This is a genomic window from Streptomyces sp. JLBJ103, assembly GCF_058215575.1.
The window spans coordinates 8,359,290-8,372,622 of record NZ_CM177089.1 but is presented as its reverse complement, the minus strand read 5'-3'; the positions used below and the strand labels follow the sequence as shown (position 1 = coordinate 8,372,622).

Annotated in this window: 14 protein-coding genes; 8 read left to right on the top strand and 6 right to left on the bottom strand. The window is 67.7% G+C overall.

Translation table 11 applies throughout. The annotated features are described in order from the left end of the window. Positions 1-4: 4 nt before the first annotated feature. Both AC4BEG_RS35535 and AC4BEG_RS35530 read right to left on the bottom strand, forming a co-directional pair. The gene (locus tag AC4BEG_RS35535; RefSeq protein WP_490703794.1) at positions 5-1,678 is read right to left on the bottom strand and encodes an RICIN domain-containing protein; all 1,674 of its coding nucleotides are present in this window, start codon (positions 1,676-1,678) and stop codon (positions 5-7) included. Between the two features lie 258 nt (positions 1,679-1,936). After that, positions 1,937-2,350: a hypothetical protein gene (locus AC4BEG_RS35530; protein ID WP_490703793.1), complete on the bottom strand. Its 414-nt coding sequence runs from the start codon at positions 2,348-2,350 to the stop codon at positions 1,937-1,939. 311 nt (positions 2,351-2,661) lie between these two features. Between AC4BEG_RS35530 and AC4BEG_RS35525 the strand changes: the two genes are divergently transcribed. From AC4BEG_RS35525 to AC4BEG_RS35515, 3 genes are all read left to right on the top strand, one after another. After that, positions 2,662-3,288: a TetR/AcrR family transcriptional regulator gene (locus tag AC4BEG_RS35525; protein ID WP_490703792.1), complete on the top strand. Its 627-nt coding sequence runs from the start codon at positions 2,662-2,664 to the stop codon at positions 3,286-3,288. Further along, the gene (locus AC4BEG_RS35520) at positions 3,285-3,791 is read left to right on the top strand and encodes a hypothetical protein (RefSeq protein ID WP_490703791.1); all 507 of its coding nucleotides are present in this window, start codon (positions 3,285-3,287) and stop codon (positions 3,789-3,791) included. Before AC4BEG_RS35525 ends, AC4BEG_RS35520 begins: the two co-directional genes overlap by 4 nt. Positions 3,792-4,399: 608 nt before the next feature. Next, positions 4,400-5,278 carry an IPT/TIG domain-containing protein gene (locus tag AC4BEG_RS35515; RefSeq protein ID WP_490703790.1) on the top strand — a complete coding sequence of 293 codons (879 nt, stop codon included), beginning with the start codon at positions 4,400-4,402 and terminating at the stop codon, positions 5,276-5,278. Positions 5,279-5,421: 143 nt separating this feature from the next. Here the strand turns inward: AC4BEG_RS35515 and AC4BEG_RS35510 are convergent, their stop codons facing one another. The 4 genes from AC4BEG_RS35510 to AC4BEG_RS35495 form a co-directional block, all read right to left on the bottom strand. Then, the gene (locus tag AC4BEG_RS35510) at positions 5,422-6,861 is read right to left on the bottom strand and encodes an SMI1/KNR4 family protein (protein ID WP_490703789.1); all 1,440 of its coding nucleotides are present in this window, start codon (positions 6,859-6,861) and stop codon (positions 5,422-5,424) included. 543 nt (positions 6,862-7,404) lie between these two features. After that, positions 7,405-8,007, bottom strand: a complete 603-nt coding sequence (locus AC4BEG_RS35505; protein ID WP_490703788.1) for a YceI family protein — start codon at positions 8,005-8,007, stop codon at positions 7,405-7,407. 394 nt (positions 8,008-8,401) lie between these two features. Further along, positions 8,402-9,214, bottom strand: a complete 813-nt coding sequence (locus tag AC4BEG_RS35500; protein WP_490703787.1) for a class I SAM-dependent methyltransferase — start codon at positions 9,212-9,214, stop codon at positions 8,402-8,404. Between the two features lie 128 nt (positions 9,215-9,342). Beyond that, a complete protein-coding gene (locus tag AC4BEG_RS35495; protein ID WP_490703786.1) occupies positions 9,343-9,663 on the bottom strand; it encodes a VOC family protein in 321 nt (106 codons plus the stop codon). Between the two features lie 273 nt (positions 9,664-9,936). Here AC4BEG_RS35495 and AC4BEG_RS35490 point away from each other — a divergent pair, with 273 nt between their 5' ends. The 5 genes from AC4BEG_RS35490 to AC4BEG_RS35470 all read left to right on the top strand — a co-directional run bounded on the left by AC4BEG_RS35490 (position 9,937) and on the right by AC4BEG_RS35470 (position 13,316). Beyond that, entirely contained in the window at positions 9,937-10,188 is a 252-nt protein-coding gene (locus AC4BEG_RS35490) for a hypothetical protein (protein WP_490703785.1), read from the top strand. Positions 10,189-10,362: 174 nt separating this feature from the next. Further along, entirely contained in the window at positions 10,363-11,124 is a 762-nt protein-coding gene (locus AC4BEG_RS35485; RefSeq protein WP_490703784.1) for a PIG-L deacetylase family protein, read from the top strand. 151 nt (positions 11,125-11,275) lie between these two features. After that, positions 11,276-11,389: a hypothetical protein gene (locus AC4BEG_RS35480; RefSeq protein WP_490707311.1), complete on the top strand. Its 114-nt coding sequence runs from the start codon at positions 11,276-11,278 to the stop codon at positions 11,387-11,389. A 19-nt stretch (positions 11,390-11,408) separates the two neighbouring features. Next, positions 11,409-12,296, top strand: coding sequence for a DUF2268 domain-containing putative Zn-dependent protease (locus tag AC4BEG_RS35475; protein ID WP_490703783.1), 888 nt, complete (start codon positions 11,409-11,411; stop codon positions 12,294-12,296). 81 nt (positions 12,297-12,377) lie between these two features. Next, positions 12,378-13,316, top strand: coding sequence for a MerR family transcriptional regulator (locus tag AC4BEG_RS35470; RefSeq protein ID WP_490703782.1), 939 nt, complete (start codon positions 12,378-12,380; stop codon positions 13,314-13,316). The last annotated feature ends 17 nt before the right edge of the window (positions 13,317-13,333 follow it).

Sequence of the window (13,333 nt, the reverse complement as noted above, 5' to 3'; positions counted from 1 at the left end):
GGACTCAGCGGGGAACCTGCTCCCAGCTCTCATCCGGTTTGCCGTTGCAGGTGTACTGGATCAACTGCGTACCCTTCGTGGCGGTGGCGCCCAGAGCGAGGCACTTACCGGAGTACACGTTCCGCAGCGCCTTGGTGCCGCTGTCGTACCACCACTTCTCGTCGACCGCCCCGTTGCAGGTGTACTGGATCATTCCGCTGCCGTCATTGAGGTGCGAGGCGGCTCCCAAGCACTTGCCCGAGTACTCGTTGCGCACGAAATAGGCTGTCTTGCCGTTGGAGTCCGTGGTCTTCTCGAAGACCCAGCGCTCGTCCCGGGCGTTGTTGCAGCCCCACTGGATGACGGGGGCACCGTTCCCGGTCTTCCCGCCGCCGCCCGCGCACAGGGCGCTATAGGAGTTGCGCAGGTAGACGCTGTGGTCGGCCGCCCTGGGCATGAGGGAGAACACCGAGCGTTGACCCTTGACCTCGTTCTGGCCCCAAAGGCGGCCGGACGAAGGCGCGTAGGAAAGGTTCTGTGTGTACTTCGGTGAGCGAGTCAGGATCGTTCCGACCTCGCCGGGCTTCGCCTCGTAGATGCACGAGTAGCTTTCCTCCGGCTTGTCTTCACCCATGTACCCCTTGGGACACTCGGCGGCGAGATAGTAGTAGGTGCCGTCCGTGGCAACGCCCTGCAATTGCCTGACCGGTGCCTTGAAGCCGCCGCTTGCGGTGGTCGGGCCGATGGTGTCGCCGTTGTCCGCGGCGGGCAGGTCGGTTGCCGGGTTCAGGGGCCAGCGCGCCAGATAGGCCCCAGGCTTGTGAGTGTGCCCGTAGTACTCGCCCGACACGAGATGGTCCACCGAGCCGCTGCGGTCCAGGCTCAGGGAGCCGAGGCAGGCGCGTCCCGGGTGGTGGGGTGCCGGGCAGGCGCGCGGGTCGTCCGCCGAGGTGTCGATGGTGTACTTGCCCACCATGGGGAGGGCCCACTGGTGATGCGCGGCGGAGGAGACACCGTCCTTGATGCCGACATGTTCGGAGATCTTCTGCATCTTCCACAGGTGCTGGAAGTCGTAGACCTGGAGCGTGTTGCCGTTGGCCACGAACAGCTTGTTGCCGTACCAGACCGCGCCGTCGGCATGGGTCTTGGTGACTGCCTTGAAGTTCCCGCTGTTCTCGTCGCCCGTCGGCTCGACCAGCAGGACGTGGCCGTAAGTCCATGCCTTGCCGGTGGAGTTGACGATGGAGATCCGGGCACGCGTGTCATTTTCGTAGTGCCAGGTCGCCACGTACAGGTGGTGACCGGAGTAGGTGCCGCTGGGATCGGCGTCATGCGACGCGGTGAGGCCCTGCGGGGTCCAGTCAGGCGATGTGTCGTCGTCTGGGTCCCAGCAGAAGCCGTTGTACTGGAACGTACCGTTGAGCCCGGTGGTGTGGCACAGCGGGCGACCGGCGTGCTGCCCCGACAGGGCCACGCCGAGTGGCCCGTTCGTGGTGACCTTGCCGCTCTTCTCCACGCCGCGGATCGCGGCACCGTAGGCGTCGTAATTCGATGCGCGGTCGATGTTGAGTCGGAACTGCTGGTACTCGGAGGCGGGCAGAGCGCTTAACGGCCCTTCCATGGTGTCGGGTTCGGCCGAAGCCGTCCCTGCGGTCGTGAGGGCGAACGCGACCGCGGCGAGCGAGATGAGCGCCGCCACCAGGGAGCGCACCCGGCGGCGGTGGCGGCTGCTCCTCCCGCCCGGTGCCGGTGCCGCGGTACCGGGCGCGAGAGCCTTCCTCGCGATCCCTTGAAGACGCATGTGTTCCTCTTTCGCTGTCCCCGGAGGCTTGTCCGGGCGCACGCAAATAGCGCGCGTCCAGTCAGTTTTGTCCCGACTGGAGACATTGGCGATAGCACAGCGTCCACACTTCCGTTAGCTGTCCGTCTACCATCCGCAGCACTCGGACACCCGCTGCTACCAACGATCGCCGCAGTACATGTTCTGACCGTGCCAGTCGCAGGCCCGGAGGTAGACGGCTTGCGCCCCGTTGTACGTATGTGTGGAGCGCGGCTTGACGGGGACGATCTGATAGCGGCCGGAATTCCAGTAGATCTCAGCCATGACCTGCACGTCCCGGTCGACGGACGTTGCCCCGAAGTGCCCCTTGTAACCCCCGCCGCTGTAATGGTGCCACGTCTTCCAGACGTGGGCGGCCTTGCCGTGAATCCAGACCGTGGTGGACGGCACCCTGCTCGTCCCGGCTTGGGCCGCCGCTCCGGACGCCGACCCGGTGGAGCGACTGCCCGCGTCTGCCGGACCGGCGGCCATCGCCACGCTGACCAGAGCCACGGCCGCCGCCGCGGCGGCGAGATGCTTGCGTACGGGCATGATCGATTCCCCCTTGTGGGCGCCGGACGGCTCCGGTGCGGTGCCGTGCCGTGCGTCGGCATGACAGTGCGGACACGTCGAGCGTGCGCCACCCGCACCGCCTGAGTCATTGACCCCGCGCGCGTGGTTCTTTGACCCTGCGCGCAACGCTCCACAGGTGCCACCTGGGCCGCTCATGGCCGCGCCCGCTGCTTCCGGTACGCACGCATCGGAGGAGACCCCGTACGCCGTCTTGAACTGCGGTGACCCTGCCGCCATCTGTTGTCACCCTTGCCAATAAGCTATTGTCAGTGCTGCCAATAGGGGGATACATGACGGGGCGACGGCGCAGGCGCGCACCAGAACAGGCGCGGGAGGAGATCCTCGACGCCGCCGCCGAACTGATCGCCCAGTACGGGCCGGACGGCGTGAGCCTGCGCCGAGTGGCGGAGGCCGTCGGCATCTCCCGCGGCCTCGTGACCCACTACTTCGGTACCTACAGAGCGCTCGTCCGGGCCGTACTGCAACGCGAGAATGAGCGGCAGCGAGAACGGACCCGCGAACGGATGCGTGCGGATCACGGCGTGCCCTACGCGGACGGCATGACCCGGGTACTGTTCGAGACCCTCGCCGACGAGCGCTACGTGCGTCTGTTTGCCTGGTCCAGCCTCCACGCCGATGACGTTGGCACGTCATCGCAAGGGCTGTCCGAATTGGTCGACGCGATCGAGGCCGGCATTCGGCTCGTCCTTCCCGACACGGACCGGCCGGACCGGGATCGGATCGAGGCTGTGGTTCTACTGGCGCTGTCAGCCACATACGGATTCGCACTCGGCAAGCGTTCCTGGCTGGCCGGGCTCGAACACGATCCGGCCGACCCGGCGCACGACATCGCGTTCCGTGCCGCACTGTCTTCCGCCCTCGCAACCTACCTGGCCGGAGGGACTACACCCCAATGACGCCTAATCTGCTGCTCATCGTCGGCATCACCGCCATGATTGTGGTGAGCCAGTTCTCCGTGCGACCGGTCCGGTCACTGGCGTATCTATGGGTCGCCCTCCTGATCGTGCGCGGCTGTGTCCCACCAGGTCCGAGCCGTACGACCTCGGCCGGGGTCGCGTTCCTGGCCACCGGGCTGGTGGTGTCGGTGGTTGCCGGGGTCCTACGCGGTCGCACCATGCCGATGTGGCGGGACGCAGGCGGGCGGCTGTACCGCAAGGGCGGTCGGATGACGCTGCTGCTGTGGCTCGCCACCGTCGCCGTCAAACTAGGGCTCGGCGCGATCGCGGAAGTGGCGTTCGGTGAGCCGTTCAACGGCAACGCCCTATGGCTCGGGCTCGGTATCACGTTGGGCGCCCAGCATCTGGTGATGACGTATCACGGCCGTCGTCTGCCGATACCGGAGTCCTCTGCACAGCCATCAACGCGTGCTCGTGACCAGGACATCCAGAGGACCCTTTAGTTCAGAGAAGCCTGCGTCCGCTGCCCCATGCTCAGCGTCAACCCCAAGATGCTTCCCTCTCTCGACGATCGAGAAGCTTCCGGGCCCACCGCAAGCGGACCGCAGTCGAAGGCCGGCAGGATGCGCAGCGCGCCGTCGCTCTCCCGTTCGCCCGGGGTGCAGAGGAAATGCCCGCAGGGTATCCGTGTGCGCTACGCCGACCGGGTGACCATTCGTCAACCTTCTTGCCGTCCCGTCGCCCCTATGGGTTACTGAACGCATCCAACCGGTGGGTCGCCCATCCCTTCCCGGGAGTTCGGCAGTCGACCCGCCCGTTGTGCCGCCTGGCGGCGTACAGCGGTGATGGTCCCTGCCCCGCGGCGAGCTCCCTCTGCAAGGGGCCACAGGCCCACTTCGGGCCCGACTCCGGTGTCGGCGAGGGTGCACCTATCTCTCTTCTCGGGGGCGGAACGAGAACGCGCGTCCCGCCACACCGACAACGGACTCCGGACCCCACCCACCCCTGCTCCAGGTGCCGGCGTGCACCGGCAGCCGACGCACCCGTGTACTCGGCTGTGCGAACGGCTTGCGCTCGCCGTCACTCCGGACAGTTCGACAGGAGGACATCCATGTCCGTGCAGATGCTTGCGAACGATGGCGGCCGTCCCACCCAGGGTGGTCCCAACGACTGGCCCGGTCCGGGTCCGGGCTGGCCGGGCGGGGGCTCCACGCCGTCGGCGCCACTGTTGCTCGCGGTCGTGCCCACCTCCGGCCCCACGGCCGGTGGCAACGTCGTACTGGTCGTCGGCCTGGGCCTGAACAACGCCACTGGTGTTTCCTTCGGCGGCACGCCGGCGACCATTCTGGCTCGGGACCCCTTCGGCCTGGCGATCGCCGTCACCGCGCCGGCCCATGCCGCGGGCACCGTACCCGTGACCGTCACCACCCTCAGCGGCGTCAGCAACGCGGTGAACTACACCTACGGGGCGCTGACACTCCCGCCCACCGCCGCGTCGATCAACCCGACCACAGGCCCGGTCACCGGTGGCACTCCGTTCACCCTCACCGGCACCAACCTGGCCAACGCGGTGGTCCTCTTCAACGGGCTGCCCGCCACCGGCGTGACCGTCAACGCGGACGGCACCTCGCTGACCGGCGTCACTCCGGCGGGCCGCGCTGCCGGCAACGTCACCGTCTCCGTGGTGACCCCGGCCGGTATCACCAACGTTCCCGGCGGCTTCACCTACACCGGGGTGCCCCCGACCGCGGTCAGCATCACACCCGCCACAGGTCCGGCAGCCGGCGGCACTCCGTTCGTGATCGTCGGCACCGGCCTGGCCGGTGGGTCTGTGACCATCGGCGGCGCCGCGGCCACCGGGGTCAGCGTCAATGCCACGGGGACCCTGCTGGTCGGCATCACCCCGGCCGGCACCGTGGGTCTCCAGCCGGTCGTGGTCACCACCACCGGCGGCACGGCGACCGTCCCGGGCGGGTTCACCTACATGTGACCCGCTGGACCACTGCCACTGAGCCTGTCGGCGGTGGGTGCCGGCCTCCGGAAGTCCCTGCCGGAGGCCGGCACCGTCATGTGTCCACGGCACCCGCGATCGCACACCACGGCGAGCTGGAACGGTGCGCAGCGTGCCACCGCCTACCCGAGGTCGGGACAGCGAGGCAGATCACCTTCGTGGTGCTCGGCCTCGGCCCCGAACCGGAGGGTCCAGGTGTGCGCCTCGCGCGGTGACGGATCGCCCCCGAGAGCGACGGCGGCGAGCGGGGGCACCTTGACGCGGTGTTCCCACAACTCCTGCCACTGCTCGTACCGGAGACAGAGGTGGAGCAGCCCGTCCAGCTCCGCGATCGCCTCGATACCGCGAACCTCCGCACCAGAGAGGTCAAGCCCACTCAGCCGGGGGAGGGTGCGCAGCACCTGGATACCGACCGGTTGCTGCGAGCAGAGTGTGAGCGTACGCAGGGTCGGATGACCGGCCAGCGGTGCCAGATCCGCCACCTCCGGGTCGGCGGGCTCAAGGACGAGGCGGAGCGCCTCGACCCCGGCCTCCTGCAGGGCCTCGAAGCCGAGGGCATCGCGGCCGGTCAGCGTCACACGGCGGCGGATGTCGCCACCGCCCGCGGGATGGTGTCCTGGCAGCCTGGTTTCGATGTGCAGACGGAGGTCGACGTCCTCGCGGTCGAGGTCCTCTTCGTCCAGGTACTGGTTCAGTACCTGGAGGTCGATGTCCTCCGGATCGAGATCGTCGAGCTCTTCGAGAGCGGGATCGTCGGTGCGAAGGGTGAAGTCCCCGCGCTCCAGCGCCTCAATGTGGCGTCGCAGCAACGTGGTGACGGAGTCGGCAACGTATACGGCCCCGTAGTCCTTGCCGATACGGACGACCTGACCGGGACGCCCGGACGGGCCGGGGTCCAGGTCGACGGCAAGGAAGTCACCGCCGCTGTTCGTGGCGAACCGGAGCCACCCGTCGCGATGTGCGGACCGCTTCACCGCCCCTGGCGGATCGGAGTCGGCGACGGCCGACCACAGGGGGTCGTCGGTCCACGTCAGCTTGGGAGACCAGAAACCGGACCGGTCCAGGGTGTGCTCCAGCGCGAACCAGGTCTGGTTCTCCCAGAGCATGCCCTCACCGCTCTCGCCATCGGCCACGCTGTACAGAGCCATCAGATCGGGCGGCAGGGTGACACCGTACTCCTGTGAGAGGCGCGCCCGGACCGCTGCGTCGAGTGGCGGGTGAAGGTCGTCTTCCCGGCCGAGAATCCCGGTGCGACGGCCGAGGTACTCATGGAAGAGCCGTGCCGCCTCCTCCGGGTCTCCCGCGAACGTCGGGTCCACGGGCCCCTCCTCCAGGTCGCCCGGTTCGAGTGGGAGGTTCTCGGGCTCGAGCACCAGCAGCAGGGTGTCAGGGCTGGGCCAAGGACGTGCGGCTGCCGGGCTGGTGAATGCCTCGAAGCGGCCGGATGACTCGACGACGAGTTCGAGATCGAGCGGGCCCGGCGCCACCTTGTCGAAGTAGAACGTCCAGTACGGGTCACCGATGATGTCCACGTCCATCTCGGCGGTGCGGCCATGGGGCACGTCATACCAGGCAGCGTGCCGGCAAGAGCAGATTCTGCTCCCTGACACCCTGACTCGCCCACGCTGCCACCCTCTCGGTGCGGCTTCGTTGACCTTACGAGCAACGTGCTCGATGAGCTGAGCGAGGCTGATCTCTCGTCGACGTGCCATGTGCGCATTTGTAGCAGCCGCGCCGACCCCCGAGGCACTGGGTGTACGGACGCAATCAGGGCCATCTACCTTCGCGGAACGGGGACTTGGAGACGCGAAGGAAATCCGCTGCGGTGATTCCCGCAAGGTTTGCGACGATTGGCAGCTGCTCCTCCGGGAGTTCGGCGTTGGCGACGCCGCCGATCACCTCCATGACAGACGCGGTCAACAGGGCTGCGACACGGCGTCAACTGTGCTGTTGCAAAACGCGATGACGTCAACGGGATGGGTCGGGGTGAACCCGATGAGGGACTGCTACGTCGTCGGCGTGCTCGGCCTGATCACCATGTTTCACGCAGCTGACGGCCTGCCAAATGGTCCGGGATCGTGGACGGAGCGGTGGATGAAACGTCCTCAGTCGACGGGGGCCGTGCGGATGGCTGCGATATCGAACTGGAGGCGGACCTTCTCACTCACCATGGCGCCGCCCTCGGCCAGTCGGGCGCTGTAGGTCAGTCCCCACTCGGAGCGGTTGATGGTGGTGGTGCCATCGAAGCCCACCCGCTCATAGCCGAACGGGTCGGTGACGCGTCCGATGTACGTGAGATCCAGGACCACGGGGCGGGTGGTGTCTCTGATAGTGAGGTCGCCGGTCATCCGGTAGACGTCCTTGCCCACGAGCTCTACCGCAGTGCTCCTGAACGTCATGCGCGGGTAGGTCGCGGCGTCCAGGACGTCACGGCTCATCAAGTGCGCGTCGCGCTGCTCCACACCGGTCTGGACACTGCCGGTGGACATCACCACCTCGGCCTGGGAGCGAGCCGGGTTGCTGCCGTCGAAGTAGAGGCGGCTTTCGAACTCCACGAAGGATTGGCGCACCGTGGTCACCATGGCGTGCCGGACGGAGAACCCGATCCGACTGTGCGCGGGGTCGATCATCCACTCTCCGGTCAGAGATGCGATGGCGGGATCCCGCAAGACAGCAAGATCTGCGGTCATCGGTGCGGCCTGTGGCATGGGAGGGGCTTCGGTCAGCGCGCGGCCAGGCCGTGGCCGCCTACGGCACATGATGTCGGCCAACTACCACCCCGTCCGCCCCATGGCGCATGATATGCCAGGTTTCCTCCCCTGCTGGACACTACTGGACATGGAGCCACTGGGTACGAATCCTGCGGATACACGCGCACGAGCCCCTGTTACCGAAGAATCCCCGAATCAACCATCACCACGCGCACATGCAAGCGCGCGCGAACTACGCCGCCCCCCTGGCGAGTAATAGGGATCAAGGAATGCCGCACCCCAGCCGGACGTTCGAGTTTTACGACGATTCCGTGAATGATGCCAGGACATTCGGTGGAGGGTAGCGGCAGTTTCAGGCATCGACCGCAACGGTCCCTGCGTTCTACGGGTATCAGTCTGCTGAGGAGCGTTCCGCCGCGTGTTCCAGGGCGCGGCGCCCCCATGCGGCGATGGTGATCTGTGGGATGTCGATGAAGGCTGGATCCTTCAGCAGGTCCGAGAACGCGGTCAGGTCCGCTTCGGTGATGAATCCATCCGCGATGAGCGCCGGGGCTGCCTGTGTGATGAGAGGAAGCCAGCGGTCCTTGTCGAGGCCGCCCATGCGGCCGAGATTCCCGGAATAGGACACTTCGCTCAGCCCACAGCGGGCGAGGTGGGCGGGAAGGCCACGCGCCCACGTCATATCGGCCCCCTGGTCACTGTATTTGCGCTGATAGGCGGCCAACAGGCGCTGGACCAAGGGGAAGGGCGAGGTCTCCGCCGGAAGGTGATAGGGCTCTTCGACGACGAGCCAGCCGCCGGGCGACAGCCAGCCGGCGGCTCGCCTGATCACTTCGTCTCGCGCAGACAGGTGGCAGAACAGGTATCGAGCGTGGATGAGGTCGAAGCTGCCCGGTGCGTAGTCCTCTTCGGAGATGTCGGCTTCCTGGACTCGGAGATTGGCGGCTCGACCGCCATCCAGACGGCACGTGTCGATGTCCGCGGCGACGACGTGGCCCTCCGGGCAACGCTCGGCAAGCCAGTAGGCGATGGAACCGGCGCCCGCGCCCAGTTCCAGGCAGTTCCAGGAGGCTTCGATGCCAAGGTCCTCGAGCAGGCCGATGGTGAAGGCGTCCACGTTGCGTTGGATGGACTCCAGGCGAGCACGCTCAAGCCCGGCGTCCTCCCCCAATTGACCAATGGTGGAGGGTGGTTTGATGGTCATGGGGTCGTCTCCGTTCTGTCGTGGCCGAGGGACTCTTTTCGTGCTACACCCTCGGCGCCGGTTGTGGTGCGGGTATATGGCTGACGCGACGTGGAAGAGGCCGCACCGCGCGGGACGGGCGACGAGCTTCAGTGTGCGTACAGTTCCACGGCCCGTCCGTCTGGATCTTGTACGACATGACGTCCGGGAGCCAGCCGCGGGGTCAGAGTCACGCCATCCACAGTGAAGCCCAGCCGCACACTGGAGGCGGGCCGCTCGGCCGTGGCCGGGTAGAGCTCCATCACCGTGCGGTCCGGAAGGGTGGCGGCGTAGTGGACCGGGCCGTCCCCGTGCTGCTCCCGAACGAAGGACAGCCCCAGGTCCGTGTAGAACGCGCGGGCCTCCTCCAGACGGTCGGTGTAGAGAACGATGAGGGCGACGCGAGCGGTTGTGGTGGTCACAGGGGACATCGGGCTCCTTGTGTCAGGGAGAGAGGGTGGAGCTGTCGTCAGTTGTATCTCGTGAACTGCTGGCCGCATCCGCCCACGGGGTGCACGCATCGTCAACAACCCTGCGCGGATTGGTAAGGCCGTGCGCCCTGACGCTCGGCATTCTCGTGGTGAGCGCCCGAACAGGAGCATGTCGTCCACGTGGGCGTGCCTCCTGCCCGGCAGCAATGGATCGACTCATGGCCCGACCGCCAAGCGGCGGCGGCCGTTCCACGATGTGAAAGGAACAATGCCATGCGTACACGCATCTGGCTCGCAGGTGTTGCGGTGGGAGCCGCCCTCCTGGCCGGCGCCGCCGCCACCGCGCAGGCAGCACCCGCCGCCTCGGAAGCCGTCGCAGCTCCCCGTGTCGCGATGGACTGGCTCTACGTCGGCACCTACAGCAGCCTGTCGGCATGTCAGGCCGACGGGAGAAACTCCGCGTATGAGGACTGGGACTGCAAGCGGGGGGCCAGCGGTAAGTGGCAACTCTGGGTGCTCGTCTGACCCGCAGGCCCTGACGGTGCGTGCTCCTCTCCCGGGCACGCACCGTCCACCGTGCCCCCACGGCGGACTCTTCGCGGGGTGTATGGCCACTTCGCCAGGTCGTCCCAGCTCGGCAACGAGGGGTACCCTGCACTGGCCCATCACCGCGTCCCCCGCACTGGAGGGTGACCCATCATGCCCCTTCCGAGCCTCCTCGCGGTCTTCGCACACCCGGACGACGAGTCTCTGTCGGCGGGAGGTGTGCTCGCTCGCCACGCGGCTCTGGGAGGTCGAACCGCGGTCGTCACGGCGACCTGGGCTGAAGGCACCCAGCGCGCTGAGGAGTTGGCGGATGCGCTGTGCATTCTCGGCGCCGGCGAGCCGCGGATGCTCGGCTATGCCGATGCCCGTGTACCGCACTCGGCCCCGGGCAGTGTCCGGTTCTGCGATGCGCCGCTTGATGAGTCGGTGCGTCGGCTCGTCACGCACATCCGGAAGTTTCGCCCGGACATCATCGTCACTCATGACGCCTATGGCGGGCTGACCGGCCATCCCGACCATGTCCACACCCACCGGGTGGCCACCCTCGCGGTCCAGGCCGTCGCGTGGGACCGGCTCTACCCGGATGCCGGTACCTCGTGGCAGCCGAGCGCCCTCTACCTGGCCACGCACCCGGACACCGCGGCTCGGGAGCTGAGTGGTCCCCTGCTCGGGGAAGGCAGGGTGCTGTACAGCGTCCCGGACGACTGGATCACCACAACTGTGGATGTGGGCCCTTGGCTTGAGCAGAAGGTCAGCGCCGTACTGGCCCACCGCTCCGAAGTGGAGCGGGGAGCCGCGCCGGGCCGGATAGCCGGGCTCTCAGCCACCGACCGGGCGAGGCTGCTGTCCACGGAGTGGTACATCCGCCACAGCCTCGTCTCCACGGCAGCGGCTCAGACGGAACTGACCTGCTGAACTCCTGCCGGGCGGGTGACGTTTCAGGGCGCGCGGCTGGTGTCGGGACGTGCGATCGCGTCCGTCAGCAATCTTCGCCGACGGGGCCTGACGCGGAGCGGACCGGCACCGGTGGTGCACACGCCAGGATCCTGGCGGGGAATATCCAGTTCTGGCCGTCGGGAGCAGCGACAGCACATGCGTGCCCGACGGCCAGAAGCCGCCCAAGGGGTACACCCGTCACCCCTCGGGCGGCTCGACACGGCTTGCCCCTCACGTGACGTGAGGCCTTACGGTCCCGAGTCATGAAAATCGTTGTTCATGACACGGCGTCCGCCATCCTCGAACTCCTGCGGCGACCACCGGCCGAGCGGCCCGACGCCCTCCGGGACATGCTCGGCCCGCTCCAGAGTGTGATGTCCGCCGTGGGAATCATGGATCTGGTCCAGATGCACCAGATGGGCAGTGGCTTCCGACTCGACCGTGAGGACCCGCGGTACCTGCCCGCGCTGCGCCGGATGCAGGACGAGGGGGTATGGAACCGGATCGAGGACTCCCTCGCCACCGCGTGGGAGCGGATCAGCGTGGCGGTGCCCGGCATCAAGCATGCGGAGACCGTGCACGTCGTCACGGTGCTCGGCGATCCCGACGATGACCATCTGACGGTACGCAGCGCCGGTTACTTCGGTACGGGCGGCATCCCCGGCGCGATCCATCTGACGATGTGGCCCACCGACACAAGCCTCGCGAAGATCGGCCACGCCGCCGCACACGAGCTCCACCACAATGTGCGCTACGCGAATGTGGTCTGGAATCCGAAGACCGTCACGGTCGGCGAACACGTCGTCGCGGAGGGACTGGCCGAGGCGTTCGTCCGTGAGTTGGCCGGTGAGCAAGCCATGGGCCACTGGTCGAAGGCACTGACCGGTGCCGAGCTGGACAGCGCCTGTGACCGGATCACCGCCGATATCGACGTGGCCGGGATGCAGAACCTGACCGCGTACGTCCTCGGCGACGCCACCGCGCAGCGCATGGGGCAACCGCCCGTGGGGCTGCCGGACTTCGCGGGGTACGCGGCCGGGCTGCGGATCGTGGACGCCCACCTGGCGGCTTCCGGTCTGACCGCTGCCCAGAGCACCGCCCTGCCAGCGCGCGAGATCCTCCTCAACGCAGGGGTGCCGACCAGCGCCTGAGGTCGCACGTGCGCACGGCGAACTCGGTCGTGCGCACCAGGGGCTTGAGTCTCCCGTAGGAGGAGACATGAGGATGGGGTCATGGAAAGTGGCACCCTCTACTCGATCGGTGACCTGGCCCGGCGCACCGGGCTGACGGTCAAGACGATCCGGTTCTACTCCGATCGCGGCATCGTGGTGCCGACGGAACGCACCGCCGCCGGATATCGACGCTACGGCCCGGATGCCGTCGCCCGTCTGGCTCTCGTACGGACGCTGCGCCAACTGGGGCTCGGCCTCGACACCGTCCAGCGGGTCGTGGACCGGCACCTCACGCTCGGCGACGTGGCCGCGGAGCACGCGGCCGCGCTGGACGTACAGATCCGGGTGCTGCGCCTGCGGCGGGCGGTGCTCATGGCCGTGGCCGAGCGCGGTCCCGGCCCCGAGGAGATGGAACTGATGCATCAGCTGGCCACACTGTCCGAAGCCGAACGGCGCCGTCTGATCGACGACTTCCTGGACACCGTCTTCAACGGTGTCGACAACGTCTGCGGCCATGCGGCGGTCCGCCGCTCGATGATCCCCGAGCTACCGGACAGCCCTACGGAGGAGCTGATCAGGGCATGGGTGGAGCTGGCGGAACTGTCGCTGGACCCGGACTTCCGTAGCAGTGTGCGGCGCCTGGCCGAAGACCGCGCGGCGGACTCGCTCGACGACTGCCGCACACCGCCGCGCCCGGACGTGGTGGCCATCGCCCGCGATCTTGTGGGGGCGGCGGTGGCGTCGGGCATCTCCCCTGCGTCGCCACAGGCGGACCCCGTTGTCGCGGACCTCACCGCACGGTGTGCGCTCGCCTATGGCCGCCCCGACGACGCCGCACTGAAGCAGCGGCTGCTCCATCGACTGCGGGCGGCGAACGACCCCCGCCGGGAGCGGTACTTCCACCTGCTCGCGCTGATCAACGGCTGGCTGCCACCGGAGCCGCTGGCCCCGGTGATCGCCTGGTCCATGGCGGCACTGAGGATGCGGACGGTCGCCTGACGGACATGATCGCCACA

Coding starts and splice junctions, on each gene's coding strand:
- AC4BEG_RS35505 (WP_490703788.1), bottom strand. CDS start 8,007: ATGCCACAGGCCGCACCGATGACCGCAGATCTTGCTGTCTTGCGGGAT.
- AC4BEG_RS35520 (WP_490703791.1), top strand. CDS start 3,285: ATGACGCCTAATCTGCTGCTCATCGTCGGCATCACCGCCATGATTGTG.
- AC4BEG_RS35530 (WP_490703793.1), bottom strand. CDS start 2,350: ATGCCCGTACGCAAGCATCTCGCCGCCGCGGCGGCGGCCGTGGCTCTG.
- AC4BEG_RS35485 (WP_490703784.1), top strand. CDS start 10,363: ATGCCCCTTCCGAGCCTCCTCGCGGTCTTCGCACACCCGGACGACGAG.
- AC4BEG_RS35525 (WP_490703792.1), top strand. CDS start 2,662: ATGACGGGGCGACGGCGCAGGCGCGCACCAGAACAGGCGCGGGAGGAG.
- AC4BEG_RS35500 (WP_490703787.1), bottom strand. CDS start 9,214: ATGACCATCAAACCACCCTCCACCATTGGTCAATTGGGGGAGGACGCC.
- AC4BEG_RS35475 (WP_490703783.1), top strand. CDS start 11,409: ATGAAAATCGTTGTTCATGACACGGCGTCCGCCATCCTCGAACTCCTG.
- AC4BEG_RS35515 (WP_490703790.1), top strand. CDS start 4,400: ATGTCCGTGCAGATGCTTGCGAACGATGGCGGCCGTCCCACCCAGGGT.
- AC4BEG_RS35495 (WP_490703786.1), bottom strand. CDS start 9,663: ATGTCCCCTGTGACCACCACAACCGCTCGCGTCGCCCTCATCGTTCTC.
- AC4BEG_RS35490 (WP_490703785.1), top strand. CDS start 9,937: ATGCGTACACGCATCTGGCTCGCAGGTGTTGCGGTGGGAGCCGCCCTC.
- AC4BEG_RS35470 (WP_490703782.1), top strand. CDS start 12,378: ATGGAAAGTGGCACCCTCTACTCGATCGGTGACCTGGCCCGGCGCACC.